This window comes from Pseudomonas lactucae (genome assembly GCF_036688725.1).
In the GTDB taxonomy this organism is placed as follows: Bacteria; Pseudomonadota; Gammaproteobacteria; order Pseudomonadales; family Pseudomonadaceae; genus Aquipseudomonas; species Aquipseudomonas lactucae.
In genome coordinates, this window is record NZ_JAQQPT010000009.1 from 84,444 (window position 1) to 100,273 (window position 15,830).

17 protein-coding genes are annotated in these 15,830 nt (G+C 60.7%); all 17 read left to right on the forward strand.

Annotated features, from left to right (window positions below; all coding sequences use genetic code 11):
- Window positions 1-22: 22 nt before the first annotated feature.
- A complete protein-coding gene (gene pilL2, locus V6M90_RS12280; protein ID WP_332846554.1) occupies window positions 23-565 on the forward strand; it encodes a PFGI-1 class ICE element type IV pilus protein PilL2 in 543 nt (180 codons plus the stop codon).
- On the forward strand, window positions 562-1,233 hold the full coding sequence (locus V6M90_RS12285; RefSeq protein ID WP_332846555.1) for a chemotaxis protein: 672 nt from the start codon (window positions 562-564) through the stop codon (window positions 1,231-1,233). The genes pilL2 and V6M90_RS12285 overlap by 4 nt, the downstream gene beginning before the upstream one ends.
- Window positions 1,234-1,242: 9 nt before the next feature.
- Window positions 1,243-1,959 carry a TIGR03759 family integrating conjugative element protein gene (locus V6M90_RS12290; protein ID WP_332846556.1) on the forward strand — a complete coding sequence of 239 codons (717 nt, stop codon included), beginning with the start codon at window positions 1,243-1,245 and terminating at the stop codon, window positions 1,957-1,959.
- The gene (locus tag V6M90_RS12295) at window positions 1,941-2,483 is read left to right on the forward strand and encodes a lysozyme family protein (protein WP_065942194.1); all 543 of its coding nucleotides are present in this window, start codon (window positions 1,941-1,943) and stop codon (window positions 2,481-2,483) included. Before V6M90_RS12290 ends, V6M90_RS12295 begins: the two co-directional genes overlap by 19 nt.
- A complete protein-coding gene (locus tag V6M90_RS12300; protein WP_065942193.1) occupies window positions 2,480-2,995 on the forward strand; it encodes an integrating conjugative element protein in 516 nt (171 codons plus the stop codon). Before V6M90_RS12295 ends, V6M90_RS12300 begins: the two co-directional genes overlap by 4 nt.
- Before the next feature lie 9 nt (window positions 2,996-3,004).
- On the forward strand, window positions 3,005-5,110 hold the full coding sequence (gene traD, locus V6M90_RS12305) for a type IV conjugative transfer system coupling protein TraD (RefSeq protein WP_332846557.1): 2,106 nt from the start codon (window positions 3,005-3,007) through the stop codon (window positions 5,108-5,110).
- Between the two features lie 86 nt (window positions 5,111-5,196).
- Window positions 5,197-5,928: a TIGR03747 family integrating conjugative element membrane protein gene (locus V6M90_RS12310; RefSeq protein ID WP_332846558.1), complete on the forward strand. Its 732-nt coding sequence runs from the start codon at window positions 5,197-5,199 to the stop codon at window positions 5,926-5,928.
- Between the two features lie 681 nt (window positions 5,929-6,609).
- The gene (locus V6M90_RS12315; RefSeq protein ID WP_332846559.1) at window positions 6,610-6,795 is read left to right on the forward strand and encodes a hypothetical protein; all 186 of its coding nucleotides are present in this window, start codon (window positions 6,610-6,612) and stop codon (window positions 6,793-6,795) included.
- 345 nt (window positions 6,796-7,140) lie between these two features.
- On the forward strand, window positions 7,141-7,497 hold the full coding sequence (locus tag V6M90_RS12320) for a hypothetical protein (protein WP_332846560.1): 357 nt from the start codon (window positions 7,141-7,143) through the stop codon (window positions 7,495-7,497).
- A 467-nt stretch (window positions 7,498-7,964) separates the two neighbouring features.
- Window positions 7,965-8,300 carry an extracellular solute-binding protein gene (locus V6M90_RS12325; RefSeq protein WP_332846561.1) on the forward strand — a complete coding sequence of 112 codons (336 nt, stop codon included), beginning with the start codon at window positions 7,965-7,967 and terminating at the stop codon, window positions 8,298-8,300.
- Between the two features lie 69 nt (window positions 8,301-8,369).
- On the forward strand, window positions 8,370-8,612 hold the full coding sequence (locus tag V6M90_RS12330) for a hypothetical protein (RefSeq protein WP_332846562.1): 243 nt from the start codon (window positions 8,370-8,372) through the stop codon (window positions 8,610-8,612).
- A gap of 333 nt (window positions 8,613-8,945) precedes the next feature.
- Window positions 8,946-9,872, forward strand: a complete 927-nt coding sequence (locus V6M90_RS12335) for an ABC transporter permease (protein WP_332846563.1) — start codon at window positions 8,946-8,948, stop codon at window positions 9,870-9,872.
- Complete coding sequence (locus V6M90_RS12340) at window positions 9,873-10,670, forward strand: ABC transporter permease (protein ID WP_332846564.1); 798 nt, start codon at window positions 9,873-9,875, stop codon at window positions 10,668-10,670.
- A gap of 165 nt (window positions 10,671-10,835) precedes the next feature.
- Window positions 10,836-12,296 (forward strand): NAD-dependent succinate-semialdehyde dehydrogenase, encoded by a 1,461-nt coding sequence (locus V6M90_RS12345; protein ID WP_332846565.1) that lies wholly within the window; start codon window positions 10,836-10,838, stop codon window positions 12,294-12,296.
- Between the two features lie 127 nt (window positions 12,297-12,423).
- The gene (locus V6M90_RS12350; RefSeq protein WP_332846566.1) at window positions 12,424-13,512 is read left to right on the forward strand and encodes an ABC transporter ATP-binding protein; all 1,089 of its coding nucleotides are present in this window, start codon (window positions 12,424-12,426) and stop codon (window positions 13,510-13,512) included.
- Window positions 13,513-13,723: 211 nt separating this feature from the next.
- Entirely contained in the window at window positions 13,724-15,016 is a 1,293-nt protein-coding gene (gabT, locus tag V6M90_RS12355) for a 4-aminobutyrate--2-oxoglutarate transaminase (RefSeq protein ID WP_332846567.1), read from the forward strand.
- Window positions 15,017-15,124: 108 nt separating this feature from the next.
- Window positions 15,125-15,811 (forward strand): HAD family hydrolase, encoded by a 687-nt coding sequence (locus tag V6M90_RS12360; RefSeq protein ID WP_332846568.1) that lies wholly within the window; start codon window positions 15,125-15,127, stop codon window positions 15,809-15,811.
- Window positions 15,812-15,830: the final 19 nt, after the last annotated feature.

The window sequence follows — 15,830 nt, forward strand, 5'->3', positions numbered from 1 at the left end:
AATCTGACATGAGGTTTTTTCCATGGAGCGTTTTTTCACGCCTGTCTGCCTGCTGGGTTTATTGAGCGCCTGCACGGCGCAGATCCCGACCCCATTGCCGACTAGTCCAGAGAATGCCGGTAGTTCCAATCGGGCCCAGCTTTCGAGGAGTACAGCCGAAGGGAGTCACCCGACAGAGCTCCGCTATGGCCGCTATACGCTGGTCAGCACCGAGCCCACTGCAGAGCAACGTGATCTTCTCGCTCAAATCATTGACGTGAGCATTCCGACCAACCTGAATCCTTCGGTACAGGAAGCGATGCACTACGTGCTGCAGCGCTCAGGTTATTCGCTCTGCCCTGCTGCCGAACCAGTAAAAATAATGTTTACCCGGCCTCTGCCCGCCGCCCATTACCGGCTCGGCCCGATCTCACTACGCAACGCGCTACAAGTGCTGGCTGGCCCCGCCTGGCAACTCACGATCGATGAGGTTAGCCGTTCGGTCTGCTTCGAACGGCTAAAAAATGATGCTGCCGTCGTGCGGCTCGCACCCAGCGCGGCCCATCAGCCGGAGGCACGCCCATGAAAGCCACGACGTTTCAAACCCTCATTGTCGGCTCACTTTGCCTGGCGGTCTCCGGGCTGAGTGGTGGTTTGTATAACCAGTATCAACGCGTGACCGAGCTGGAAAATGCGAACGCCCAACGCCTACAGACCCTGGATACCCTGCAACGTGATTCAAGCACCCTCTTGGATGCACAGGAGAAGCTGCAGTACGCACTGAAAGACCTGAAGCAGATGGTCGATTCCGGCGAGCAACAGGCCAATACCCTCGATCCGATGTTGGATCAATGGGCGCAGGAGATACAGGAACTGCGCGATGGTCTGAGAGCCCGTGCTACCGAAGCTGACATGATCGCGCTACGCGCGCGACTTGAGCACGTCGAGCAGCAACTCCTGGACCTCAAAAGCCAGCCACCACTCCCACCACCGACGCCTTCCTCGGCCAAGCCGAAAAAAACCGCTCAGCCCAAGCCTGCCCCGCTCCTGCCGCCATTTTCAGTGTTGAGCGTCGAGTCCCGCGGTAGCGAGCGCTTTCTGGCGGTCGCACCTCCTGACAGTCGCTCGCTCAATGATATCCAGTTGCTGCACAACGGCGAGCAGTTCGGCACATGGCAACTGAAGGTGCTGGAGCCGAACGCGGCTATCTTCACGGTGACCGCTCACCCAGACCAGACCGTGCACCTTCCTTGAGAAGCGATCATGAACAGAGCGCTGCTCCCCGTCGTCTGTTTCGTTTCATTGCTGAGCACGGGCGCTGCGCTGGGCAGCCCCGTCACGACACCGTCACGGGTCCAGGACACACAGTCCGCTCCGCTGGGGCGTTCGCACGCTGAACAGGCGACGAGCTGGGGTCTGACGGAGCAGGAATGGATACGCTTCGAACAGATCCAAGCCGGCCCGCGTGGTTTTTGGAGCCCTAACCTCGATCCGCTGACTGCACTCGGCGTCGAGGCAGAGACCGACCAAGAGCGTCAGCGCTATGCCGAATTGCAGGTAGCGCTGGAAGCCAAACGCGCCGAGCGCGAGTTGGCTTACCAAAACGCCTACACCGCAGCTTGGGCCAAGCTGTTTCCTAGACTGTTGCCGATTCAGGGTATGGCATCCCCGCCCCCTGCCAGCTCATCGGTAGAGCCGCGCCGAGCGCTGTTTGTCGAAGACCATTGCCCTGCGTGCACCGCCGAAGCGCAGCGTCTACAAAGCAGTGATACGGCGCTTGATATTTATCTGGTGGGCAGCCAAGGCGAGGATGAACGCGTCCGTCGCTGGGCTCGGCAAGCGGACATCGATCCGGCCAAGGTCCAACGCCGGCAAATCACCCTGAACCATGATCGTGGTCGCTGGTTCAGCCTGGGTGCCCCGAGACCATTACCCGTCATATTTCAGCAGGTGAATGGACAATGGCAACGTCTCGATTGATTGCTATTGCGCTCCTGCTGACGGTGCACGCCGTCCGGGCAGACGAACTCCCGCCTCCGGCTTATCAACTGGCAGCGCATGACGCCAACGTCCCTTCCACGGTGTTGTTCGCGATTGCCCTGCAGGAGAGTGGCGCCCGCCTACGTGGTCGACTGCTGCCCTGGCCTTGGACGCTGAATATCGCCGGTACCCCTTACCGTTTCGCCAATCGTCAGATCGCCTGTCACGCCTTGCTTCAGGCACTTGCTCGGTATGACGCCAAGCGGGTCGATGCCGGGCTTGGGCAAATAAACCTGGGTTATCACAGACAGCATTTCTCCAGTCCCTGCGAAGCCCTTGAACCCTACCGCAATCTGGCCGTAACTGCCGCGCTGCTGCAAGAGCATCACGCCGTCACCGGTGATTGGGTGTCAGCTGCTGGCCGGTATCACCGCCCGGCAGGAGGAACGCCAGCCGCACGTTACCGCGCCGGCTTTACCCGCCAACTCGACAGGCTTTCCTTCAAACAGGGCATACCACCATGAAACGACTTCCCAGTGCGTATTACCTCGCCGTGCTCTTGGCTGCGCTCGCCCAGCCGGGACTGTCGTTTGCAGAAGTTCAGCCTGGCGATTTCACCCGCCCCCAGTTTGAAGCTTCCAGGCCGCCAATAAACAACAATATTCAGCCTGCTCTGGCCATACATGCGGACCTATCTGCTTTTGCCGATGAGACCTGGATACTGCCCGTGCGCAGCTCTCACTTGAGCCCTGGCCCGATTACATCTCGCACCCTGAACATGCCGGGCTTGCAGCCGTTTTTCCTTGTCGGGGAGGATCCCCAATCGTTGGTTTGGCTGCATCAGCGTGCGACTGAACTGCAAGAAATGGGGGCGTTCGGCCTCGCCGTCGAAGTGACCGATACTGAAGCCCTGGGCCGAATTCGAGCAGCCGCGCCGGGCATCACCATCCTGCCGGTCAACGGCAACGACATCGCCTCTCGCCTGAAAATTGAGCACTACCCTGTCTTAATCACAGCCACCTCACTGGAACAATGAGTCTGAGTCATGGCCGAGCATGCGATGGAGTCCAAACTCCGGCCCGCAGTCGAGCTGTATACCGTGGCGATCTGCGTCGCCGCGGCGGTGTTATGCGTGTATTCGCCCTGGGCCGTGGCCCTATCACCCGAGATCGGTCTGATTGCGGCCCTGGCCTATGCTCTGTTCGGTTTGATCCGCCTCCGACAAGCCTGGGAGGTGTTGCGCTATCGGCGCAATATCCGCCGGCTGCCCCGCTACGAGCTGACCAGCCGGCAGATTCCGGTGAGCCGCAAACGTCTGTTCATGGGCCGCGGCTTTCGCTGGACCCGCCTGCACACCCAGCGCTTGGTCGAGGCCCAGGATCCGGCCGTCGCTCACTACGTCGACCAACCGACCCGTTACCGCCTGGCACGTGGACTCGAAAGCCGCCTAGAACATGCACCGTTTCCGCTCTCGACACTGGCCCGTGTCACGGCCTGGGACAGCGCCTTTAATCCGTTGCGCCCTTTACCCCCAGTCGGTGGCTCACCGCTGTTGCATGGGGTCGAGCCAGATGAAACAGAGGTCAGCCTGCCGCTGGGCGAACGGGTGGGTCACACGCTGGTGCTTGGTACTACCCGTGTCGGCAAAACCCGGCTCGCGGAGGTGTACATCACCCAGGACATTCATCGTATCGAACATGAGGTCGTCATTGTCTTCGATCCGAAGGGCGATGCCGATTTGCTCAAACGCATGTACGTCGAAGCCAAACGCGCTGGTCGGGAAAAGGAGTTTTATGTGTTTCATCTAGGCTGGCCGGAGATCTCCGCCCGCTACAACGCCGTGGGACGTTTCGGGCGCATCTCGGAAGTGGCGTCGCGCATCGCTGGGCAGCTCAGTGGCGAAGGTAACTCGGCGGCGTTTCGCGAGTTCGCCTGGCGTTTCGTCAACATCATCGCCCGCGCCCTGATCGAGTTGGGCCGACGTCCGGACTATCTGCAAATCCAACGGCATGTGGTCAACATCGACGCATTGTTCATCGAATATGCCCAGCAGTTTTTCGCTAGAACTGATCCAAAAGCGTGGGAAGAGATCGTCCAGCTTGAAGGCAAACTCACCGAGAAGAATATTCCCCGGCATATGGTCGGACGAGAAAAACGCGTGGTGGCCATCGAGCAGTACCTGGCGGTGAAGCGGGTATTTGATCCAGTAATGGACGGGCTGCGTTCGGCGGTACGCTACGACCGTACTTACTTCGACAAAATCGTTGCCTCGCTACTGCCGCTGCTGGAGAAACTCACCACCGGCAAGACTGCCCAGCTACTGGCGCCCAACTACACCGATTTAGATGACCCGCGGCCAATCTTCGACTGGATGCAGATCATCCGCAAACGCGGCATCGTCTACGTCGGTCTGGATGCACTGACCGACGCCGAGGTGGCCGGCGCGGTGGGCAACTCCATGTTCGCCGACTTGGTCTCGGTTGCGGGCCACATTTACAAACATGGCATTGACCACGGTCTGCCCGCATCAGGCAGCGGCAGTGACAAACTCCCGATCAACCTGCATGCCGATGAGTTCAACGAGTTGATGGGCGATGAGTTCATTCCGCTAATCAACAAAGGCGGTGGCGCCGGCATCCAGGTGACGGCCTACACCCAGACACTCAGTGATATCGAAGCACGCATCGGCAACCGCGCCAAAGCTGGCCAGGTGATTGGCAACTTCAACACCCTGCAAATCCTCCGGGTGCGCGAAACTGCTACGGCTGAACTACTAACCCAGCAGTTGCCCAAGGTTAACGTGCTCACCAAGACCCTGGTGTCGGGTGCCACCGACACCTCCGATCCCGAGGCCAACACGGACTTCACGTCGTCCTCACAGGACCGTGTCAGCAGCACCAGCGTGCCGCTGATCGAGCCTGCGCACATCGTCAGTTTACCGAAGGGGCAAATGTTCTCCTTCCAGGCCGGTGGGCAGCTCTGGAAAGTCCGCATGCCGTTGCCAAAACCCTCCAACGACGATGCCATGCCGAAAGACCTGCAGGAACTCACCCAACGAATGCGGGCCACCTATAACGAGCAGGCAGGACAATGGTGGAGTGCAAGCGGTGGCGGTCCAACCACAAACTTCGATCTGGATCAGGTGGGGTAGCCCGCCCCGCTACAGGTTTTGATTCAGCAGAAACGATCCAGAAGACAACGTGACGACATCAGCACTGCAACGCATTGGAGTAAAGGATGGCGACTTCCGTACAGAACACGCCGCCACAACCGATCCAGCGCCCTGGATTGATCATCTCGGCGATCCGCTTCGTCCTGCACATCATCGGCCTGCTGATGGCCTCGCTGCTATTCTCGATCCTCATAGAGTTCGCCGGTTTGCTGCTGTTCTGGAGTGACCAGGGTTGGCGACACAGCCAAGCTATGTTGAATAGCGAACTGGGATGGCTCAGCGAGCACTTCAAAGATTCACTCATCCTCCAACAACCTGGACAGACGATTGGCCGGTGGCTGAATTTCCTCAATCAGTGGCTTCTGGTCAAAACTGGCTTTGCGGATTTTACTCAGCAGGCGCGAGTGTCAAGCCAAGGCAACGGCCCTTGGGGCTGGTTCAACCAGCTTTACGTGAGCATTGAGGATTTCCTGCTGGCCGCAGTGTATGTGACCTTTACCTTCGTGGTGCGCCTGACTGTTTTGGTCTTGGTCGCCCCACTGTTTCTTATGGGCATATTTACTGGTTTTGTCGATGGCTTGATGCGCCGAGATTTGCGTAAGTTTGGAGCTGGCCGAGAAAGCAGTTTTGTCTATCACCGCGCTAAGCGGGCAGTAATGCCACTGCTGGTGGTGCCTTGGGTTATTTACCTCTCCCTACCGTTTTCGCTAAACCCCGTAGCTATTTTTTTGCCTAGCGCAGTAGTTCTTGGAGTAACAGTGGCGATCACAGCAATGACGTTCAAAAAATTCCTCTAGCTGCTTAATTAAGCATTGCCCTGAACTGGTTACTGAATGACGCCATTTTTCTTAAGAATCAAAAAAACACGAGGCAACTTGGCTGGTTCTGTCATTTCCTGATCCATGAACAGTTATCGTCAAAACCCATCAGCGCACTTTCAATAATAGCCTGCCACTTCACTTCGTGGTGCGGGGTCGAGAACTCCGCATCGTGATATTTCTTGGTTGTATTCACTTACCGAGCGTCGACCTCGCCTCCAGATTCTAAGACTACCAAATATGTTTTCGCCTTCTCATAAGCCATTGTAAATCCTATTTTCGCGGATGCGGAAAGCCTTCCGTGATACTTGGATGAAGATGGCGAACAAAGTTTTTCGTCCCCGCTGAAAGGACGAAAGTGACGCCCGGTTATTCTCCGCCGGCGAGAAATACATCCTCATCAGCACCTACTACCTGGCCTACGAGTACCTCCATGCCTACCGTGCCGCCGGGTGCTTTGCCAGAGTTTTATGCATACCTTCACCTGGGGGGCATTGAGCTGTACGGGAAAACTACCAGCGCGTCGAAATCCCCTACGCCGGCAAATTCCTTCGCTGCCTCTATGTGCCCACCGAAAGCGTCGAGGGCCCGGCGCTAATCGTGGCCTAGATCAACGGATCTGGATTCCAACAATGAAACAAATACCGGCGCGGCCTCCTGATGTGGCTGACCAAGCGTGGCGTGGAGTCGCTGATAATCGACCAGCCGGGCACCGGAGAAGCCACTCGCCTGTGCGGCCTTGCTACGCGCTTTGACAGCGATCACTGGGTCCGCGTAGTGATGGACTGGCTGGAACCCGGCAGCAACATCGTTGCCCGGCAAATCGGCATGGAAGGCGGGCCCTAGGCGGCTACTACTTACCTGCGGGCGGAGGCCTTCGAATCGTGTTTCGCATAAGGCGTGGCCTGGGGCACCAACCACGACTGGCCTGGTGTGCGGAAGCTCGGGCTGGAAAAGGAAGGCAGGTCCCGGGCCTCATTACTGGTCACACTTATGCTGGGCCTGGGGCGCCATGGATGTATACTAATTCGAACAGGTGCACTGTACGGCGTACTAGATCTCATCCGTGTGCCGTTTCTGGTGACGCACAGTTAACAGAATTTGCAGATCCCGCTGAAGTGGCGCACCTACGAACAACCGATCAATAGTCCATAGCGCGATCTGTAAATCTTCACCAAGCGTGAAGGCGACGTGCAGCGCTCCAACTTCGACAACAGCATCAACGCCGCCTATTACATCGCCGAGTGGGTGGACGAAGTCTGGGGCGGCAAGAACACCAGCCCCGCTGCTGCAAGGCGCTGGCCGTCCCAAGTGCGCCCTGCCCCAGAGGTGAAAGACCCCACCGGCCTTCCTGGGCTCAGCAGCCAGACACTGCCAACCGTCTCGGCCCGTCGTCCTGGATTAATCCGTCCGGCACCTCGCAACATCCCCACCCACCGCGCCCTGGTAAGGGGCGCATTAGATGCTTTGAGCCGCCTATACGAAACAATGCATTTTGCCACGGGGTATTTGTACGGCCTTGCTTTGCCCGCCCAACGCTACATCTGAAAGCCCCAGGTCACGCAGCACATTCCACGACCCTGGTTGCGCTGTTTTTCGGCCAACAAGCAGGAGCTTCTCTACGACCCAAGCGCCGATCCGCATCTTACAACTGGCCGGTTTTGCCCTGTTGGGCCTGATTGCCACCGGCGCCCTGGCCGAACACATCACTTTGTCTCCCAGAGCGGCGCCTACCAGGAAGCCAGAGCAAGGCGATCCTTGAACCGGCGGCAAAAAAGCTCGCCCTGACCTTGAAGCAAGACAGCTCACTCAAGGCCTACCCAATCATCAAGACCCAAGTCGAAAGCGGCAAAGTCACTTAGGACGTGGTCGACCTGCCTACCCGCGATTGCATCCGTGACAAGCAGGAAGGCTTGTTTGAAAAACTCGACCTGGCGCTGATTCCGAATGCCGCGTAGTCGCCCGCCGAACTCAGGGACGACTACAGCGTCGGCTACATCAGCTACTCCACGGTCATGGCCTATCGCACCGACGCACTCAAAGGCGACAAAGGTGCCGTAAACCCGGGCCGATTTCTTGAACAGGATCAGTTTCCTGGCCAGCGTTCCCTGTGCAACCTACCGCGCCCGACCCAGGAAATCGCGCTGATGGCCGATGGCGTAACACCGGACCAGCTGTGCCCGCTGGACGTCGAACGGGCGTTCAAGAAACTCGAACGGATCAAGCCGCATATCGCCATCTGGTGGACCTCCGGCGGCCAGTCCGCGCAGTTGATCAGCGACGGCGAAGTGGGCCTGATCCGGCCTGGAGCGGGCGCATCAGTTCACTCCAGGCCGACGGCGCGCCGGTGACCTACAACCAGGGGGCTGGAAACCAACTCGCTGTGCGTACTCAAGGGCTTGGCGCACAAGGTAGCAGCGATGAAGTTCGTCAACGAGGCGATCGACGCTAAGTTGCAAGCCGCTCTGCCGCTGATCATCAACGACGGCCCGCTTAACCCCGAAGTCTTCAAGGTGGGAATGATCCACGCCGAACGTGAAGCCAAATCGCCGTCTTCGCCAGCGAACATCAGCCGCCAGGCACTGCTATCGTCCAAATGGTGGGCCTTTGCCGAAGGCGTGAAAGCCGAAGAACGCTGGCTGGCCTTCGTCCAAAAGAAATAACCCAGCCCCAGCGCCCGGCCCGCTGTTCGCGCATGCGGACGCGCCGAGCGCAGAACATGCCGTCGGCCCTGGCAAATACGCAATAAAGCACTCTACCGTGGCCTATTTGTAGGCGCTTGCTCCGTCTTCCCGGCCGTACACTAGAAACGTCGACTGCCCGGGAGGCACACCCCGACTACAACAACGACCGAAGCATCACGACCGGCTGCACGCTTTTTTTGCACCTGCCCCTCTTTGGGAGTCCTCGCATGACCCGATTCCAGCACGCCACACGGCGCCCCGCCGCGCTCGTTCAAGCCCAACGATTCGGCCCAGCCGGCCACGGAGGCGCGCATGTCTAATGCCTACCTGGCCAAATCCATGCCCGACGCCAGTGACGGTCCGCCCCCCTCAGCCAGCAGCCTGCGCGCCATTGCCCGCGAGGAGCGCAAGGAAAACACCTTGATGCTGCTCCTGCTAACCCCGGCCCTGGTGATGGTAGTGGTGTTGCTGATTTTGCCGCTGTGCTGGTTGGCCTTGCAGTCGGTGCAGACCGAAGAAGGGTTTTCCCTAACCAACTACCTGCGCATCTTTCAGGAGCGCATCTACTGGGACACCTTCAGCCTGACCTTCAAGATCAGTTTCATGGTCACGGTGCTCTCGATTTTCCTCGGCTTCCCAATCGCCTACGCCGCCTCGCGGTTGCAAGGTTTCTGGGCGAACCTGATCCTGATCTGCGTGATTATTCCGTTCTGGACCAGCGTACTGGTGCGTTCCTACGCCTGGCTGGTGCTGTTGCAGCGGCGCGGCCTGGTCAACCAGACCCTGCTCGATCTGGGGATCATCGACCAGCCGCTGAACCTGATGCACAACACCACCGGCACAGTGATCGGCACCTTGCACGTGATGCTGCCGTTCATGGTACTGCCACTGTATTCGGTGATGCGCAAAATCCCCCAAGACCTGCTGCAAGCCTCCGAAAGCCTCGGTGCCAAACCGTTCTATACCTTTCGCCGGGTGTTTTTGCCGATGGCGGCGCCAGGGATCATGGCCGGTTCGATTCTGGTGTTTGTGATTTGCCTGGGTTTTTTCATCACTCCGGAACTGTTGGGCGGCGGGCGCACCATCCTGGTGTCGATGCTGGTGCAACGTAACGTCGAGCTGTACCACGCGTGGGGTGCCGCGAGCGCGGTGGGCCTGGTGTTGTTGCTGGTGGTGTTCCTGATCTTTTGGGGCGTCAACCGCTTTATTCCCATCGAACGCATTCTGGGAGCGCGCTGAATGAACTGGCTAGCCAACCTGCGGCGCGTGCGCCTGTCCCACCTGGCCTTCACCCTGCTGGTGGGGTTGATCCTGCTATACCTGATTCTGCCTGTGCTGATTGTGGTGCCGATGTCGTTCTCCGAAGCACGTTTTTTGCAGTTCCCACCCAAGGAGTGGTCGCTGCGCTGGTACGCGGCGTTCTTCAACAGCACGGAGTGGATGTCAGCAGCCAGGGTCAGCCTGATCACGGCCCTGGCCACCACCTTGATCAGCCTGCCGGTGGGCATGGCGGCGGCCTACGCCATCAACAGTTCGAGCCTGCGGGTGATGCGCACCCTGCAAATCATCCTGCTGCTGCCAATGATGGTGCCGATCATCCTGATCGCCGCCGGGGTGTTTTTTGTCTACGCCCGGGTAGGCCTGATCAGTACCCTCAGCGGCCTGGTGCTGGCGCACATCATGCTGGCCCTGCCCTACGTAATCATCGCCTTGCTGGCGGGCCTGCGAAACTTCGACATGTCCCAGGAAATGGTAGCGCGTAGCCTGGGAATGGATCGCTTTCGGGCCTTTATGGCGGTGACCCTGCCGCAGATCAAACCGAGCCTGGTGTCGGCCACCCTGTTCGCCTTTATCACCTCCCTGGATGAAACCGTGGTGGCGCTGTTTATCTCCGGCGGCGACAACCAGACCCTGACCAAACGCATGTTCACCGCCTTGCGCGACGAGATCGACCCCACCATCGCCGCCATCAGCTCGCTGCTGATTCTGGCGTCCCTGCTGCTGGTGGTGATCGCCGGGCGCAACAAGCCTTCCTGAGCAGTGGCCGTCACCGCGAACGCTGAGCGCGGTGACGGCAGATCCTGCCGGCAAACCGCGCAATTGAGCAGCAACCACAGGTACCACAGCCCAGGTCGGCATCGGCCGCCGGCGCGCTTTTTTTTACAATCGGTCTTATCGTCCGGACCTTAAAAGGCACTTCCCATGTTCAAAAACACCCTGCGTGACCCTTCCCTGCTCGTCGAGCGCGCCTACGTCAACGGTGCCTGGATCGAAGCCGACGACGGCGCCACCCTCGCCGTGACCAACCCCGCCGACGGCAGCGTGATTGCCCATGTACCGGCCCTGCAAGCCGCCGAAACCCGGCGCGCGATCAAGGCCGCTGAGCAGCGTTTCCAAAGCTGGCGCGAGGTGCCAGCGGCCGAACGTGCGCGTTATCTGGAAACCTGGCACCGGCTGATCCTGGAGAACCAGGAAGACCTGGCCCTGATCATGACCGCCGAACAAGGCAAGCCCCTGAGCGAGTCCCGGGGCGAAATCGGCTACGGCGCCACCTTCGTCAAATGGTTCGCCGAAGAAGCCCGGCGCATCTACGGCGACACCATCCCTGCGCCCACTGCCGACCGACGCATCCTGGTGATCAAGCAACCGGTGGGGGTGGTCGCGGCCATCACTCCGTGGAACTTCCCCAACGCCATGATCACCCGCAAGTGCGCACCGGCCCTGGCCGCCGGTTGCACGGTGCTGGTCAAACCCTCGGAGCTGACCCCGCTTTCGGCCCTGGCCTTGGCGGTGCTGGCCGAACGCGCGGGCATTCCGCCCGGTGTGTTCAACGTGCTCACCGGCCTGCCTGCTGGCGTGGGCGGCGAGATGACCGGCAACCCAGCGGTGCGCAAACTCTCGTTCACCGGTTCGACCCGGGTCGGCCAGTTACTGATGGGCCAGTGCGCCAGCAGCATCAAGCGCCTGAGCCTGGAACTGGGGGGTAACGCACCCTTTATCGTATTCGACGACGCCGACCTCGACCTGGCGATCACCGGGGTCATGCTGAGTAAATTCCGTAACGCCGGGCAGACCTGCGTCTGCGCCAACCGGATTTTGGTCCAGGAGGGCATTTATGCTCGCTTTGCCGAGCGCCTGACCGCTGCTGTGGCCCAGCTTAAAGTCGGCGACGGCTTGAGCGCGGGCGTGACCATCGGCCCGTTGATCAACACCGCGGCAGTGGAGAAAGTCGCCCTGCACATCGGCGACGCACTGGAAAAAGGCGCCTCCATTGCCATCGGCGGCGCGCCACAGGGCGCGGATTTATTCGTGCAGCCTACGGTGTTGTTGGAAGCCACTCCGGACATGCTGCTGGCCAGCGAAGAAACCTTCGGCCCGGTGGCTCCGCTGTTTCGCTTCCACGACGAAGCCGAAGCCTTGGCCATCGCCAACGACACACCCTACGGCTTGGCGGCCTATTACTTCACCCAGGATATACGCCGGGCCTTTCGCGTCGGCGAGCGCCTGGAGTTCGGCATGGTCGGCCTCAACACCGGCGTAGTATCCATGGAGGTCGCGCCGTTTGGCGGCATGAAGCAATCGGGCACTGGCCGAGAAGGTTCGAAATACGGCCTCGACGAGTTCCTTGAAATCAAGGCCTGGCACATTGGCGGCCTGGAATGACAGCACCAGCGCCGGGCGGCAGATCCTGTTGCCCGGGCCCGGCAAAACGGCACGAACCAGGCCAGCGCCTGTGTTCAGATGACAGACACGGCGGGCAAATCCCGCGCGGTGCATAGGAGAACGCTGTATGAAGTTCACTGAAGGTTTCGAGTCGGTCAGCGTCAACCAAGTCTGCAAGCACTACGGTTCCCTCAAGGCCCTGAACAACGTCAACCTCAAGGTCGAGGCCGGCGAATTCATGTCGCTGCTGGGCCCTTCCGGCTCCGGCAAGACCACCTTGTTGAGCATCCTTGGCGGGTTTATCCGGGTCAGTTCGGGGAGCATTCTGTTCGGCGAGCGCGACGTGACCCTAATGCCGCCGCACAAGCGCGAGATCGGCGTGGTGTTCCAGAACTACGCGCTGTTTCCGCACATGAGCGTGGGCGAGAACGTCGCCTTCCCCTTGCGCGCCCGCGGTGAAAACGCCGCCAAGAGCCGCGACCGGGTCAAGCAGGCCCTGGCCACGGTGGAACTGAGCGGCTACGAAAACCGCTCGATCGCCGCGCTCTCCGGCGGCCAGCGGCAACGGGTGGCCCTGGCGCGGGCGATTGTCTTCGAGCCCAAGCTGATCCTGATGGACGAACCGCTGTCGGCTCTGGACAAGCAATTGCGCGAGACCATGCAGATCGAGCTGCGGGCCCTGCACAAGCGCCTCGGCGCGACCATGATCTACGTCACCCACGACCAGCGCGAAGCCCTGACCATGAGCGACCGCATCGCCATCATGCGCGGCGGGCAACTGGTGCAAGTGGACACGCCACGGCGCCTGCACGATCACCCCTCGGACGATTTCGTCGCTAGTTTTATCGGCGAGAGCACCTTGATTCCCTTGCAGCGCGGCAGCGGCAATGACCTGAGCCTGGGCGCCACGCCGCTGCGCACCACGCGGCCGATCCCGGCCTCGGGCGACCTGTTCCTGGCCCTGCAATCAGAGAAGCTGCTGCTGGACAACGACAGCGCCGGCCCGGAATGGAACCGCCTGCGCGGGCGGGTTTCGGACATTGTGTTCCAGGGCGAAAGCCTCAAGGTGTTTGTCGACTTGGACGGCGGCCCCACCGTCAGCCTGCGCCAACCCAGCCACCACGAAGGCAACCTCAGCCTGCCGCCGATCGGCGCGCCGATGCTGATGCGCCTGCACCCCGAAGACACCATCGTGGTTCCCCGGGCGAGCGCCTGATAAGCCAATGACGGCACCTTTGGGCGGCCCTGGGCAGCGGCCCGGGCGCCCCGCCGCTAGGCCCGGCAAGAGCACAGTCAAATGTTTCGCCAAACCCCTGAAAAACAGTCGATCACAGCACCAGGCTAGGCAAATACAGCGCGTGGCGCGCCGGCCAATCCTTATCCTGATCACAGACCACCCGCCAAGTACGGCGTTTATGGAGATCGAGATGAATTCTGCACTGACTGGAAATCAACGCCTTCTGGCCCTGCGCGAACAGCACGTTCCACGCGGCATCGTTACCGCCCACCCGGTGGTGGTCAGCCACGCCCAGGGCAGCGAAGTGTGGGACGTGGACGGCAAGCACTACCTGGATTTCGTCGGTGGCATCGGCGTGCTCAACGTCGGCCACAACCACCCGAAAGTGGTGGAAGCGGTACGCCGCCAGGTCGGTGAAATCTCCCACGCCAGCTTCCAGGTGGTTGCCTACGAGTCGTACATCCAGGTCGCAGCGCGCCTGAATAAAATGATCGGCGGCGAGCAGCACTACAAAAGCGTGCTGTTCACCTCGGGCGCCGAAGCCGTGGAAAACGCGATCAAGATCGCCCGTGGCCACACCAACCGCCCGGCGGTGATTTCCTTTCGTGGCGGCTTCCATGGCCGCACCCTGCTGGGCGTGACCCTGACCGGCATGAGCCAGCCCTACAAGCAGAACTTCGGGCCCTTCCCGGCCGAGATCTACCACGCCACCTACCCCAACGAATATCGCGGAATCAGCGGCGACGACGCCCTGTCTGAGCTCGACACCCTGTTCGCCACCGACGTGGCGCCAGAACGGGTAGCGGCGATCATCATTGAACCGGTGCAGGGCGACGGCGGTTTCCTGGCCGCTCCCAAGGCCTTCCTCCAGGCTCTGCGCCAGCGCTGCACCGAGCACGGCATTGTGCTGATCCTGGATGAAATCCAGGCCGGTTTTGGTCGCACTGGGACCCTGTTCGGCTTCCAGCACGCCGACATCCAGCCTGACCTGGTGACCGTGGCCAAAAGCCTGGCCGGTGGCATGCCGCTGTCGGCCGTGGTCGGCCGCGCCGAGATCATGGACGCCCCCACCCCCGGCGGCCTGGGCGGCACCTACGGCGGCAATGCCGTGGCCTGCGCAGCCGCCCTGGCGGTGATGGACCTGTTCGAGGAACAAGACCTGCTGGGCCATAGTGAACAGCTGGCGGCGCAACTGCGCGAAGGTTTGCTGGCCCTGCAACAACGTTATCCGCGTATCGGCGACGTGCGCGGCCTGGGCTTTATGCAGGCCATCGAGATCGTCGCCGCCGACGCCGCGCAAAGCCCCGACGCAGCGCTGGCGCAGAAGATCATCGACGAAGCGCGCAACGCCGGGCTGCTGGTGATCAAGTGCGGCGTCTACCGCAACGTGGTGCGGTTCCTCGCGCCGCTGGTGACCACCCCGGAGCAACTGGCAGAAGCCTTGCAAATGCTTGACCAGGCCCTGGCCGCCGCTGGTGCCTGAGCACCACCCGCAGCACCCAAGGTAAAGGCCAGGCCCGACCCGCTCACCCCGGGTCGGGCTTTTGCCTGATGACTCAGGAAGCCCATTCGGATTACCCAGGAGCGGCACATGAAAGTCACCCAGTACAAAGCGTTGGGCCTGTCCTTCGGTACCTTGGTCGATTGCGAACGGGGCATCCTCGAAGGCCTGCGGCCGTTGTCGGTGCAAACCGCCGACCTGCACAGCGACGAGCAGGTGCTCAGTGCCTACCGGCGCACCGCCCTGGAACTGGCCGCCCAAGGTCAGGCCGGCAGCGCCACGGCGTTCCATGGCCAGCTGTACCAGCGCCTGGCGCATCAATTGCATGTAGTTGCGGGCTGGGATGAAAGTGTTGCCTTTAGTACCGCGTCCGGCCAATGGCCAATTTTCGAGGACGCGCCCGGCGCCTTGCAGTACCTCAGCAAGTTTTATCGGTTGGTGTTGATCGCCCCGCCCCATGGCATGGACATCGACACCCTGACCCTGCGTTTGCCCATCGAGTTCGACGCCATCATCGAACCCCAGGCCAATGACTGGCACACCAGCTTGGAGCACGCCCTGGGCCGGCTGGGCCTGCAACGCAGTGAGATGTTGCCGGTACGCAGCACAGAAGTGGATGACCCATGGAACCTGCGGGTGGACTTCCCGGTGTGCACCTTGCGCCGTGATCAGCGCCAGCCCTGGAATCATTCTCAGCAGGCCCTGGACGGCAAACGCTGTGAATACGCCAGCTTGGCCGACCTGGTGCACGCGCACCAGAAGGCGCTGCACGCCTGACCCAGTATTCAAGACTTAC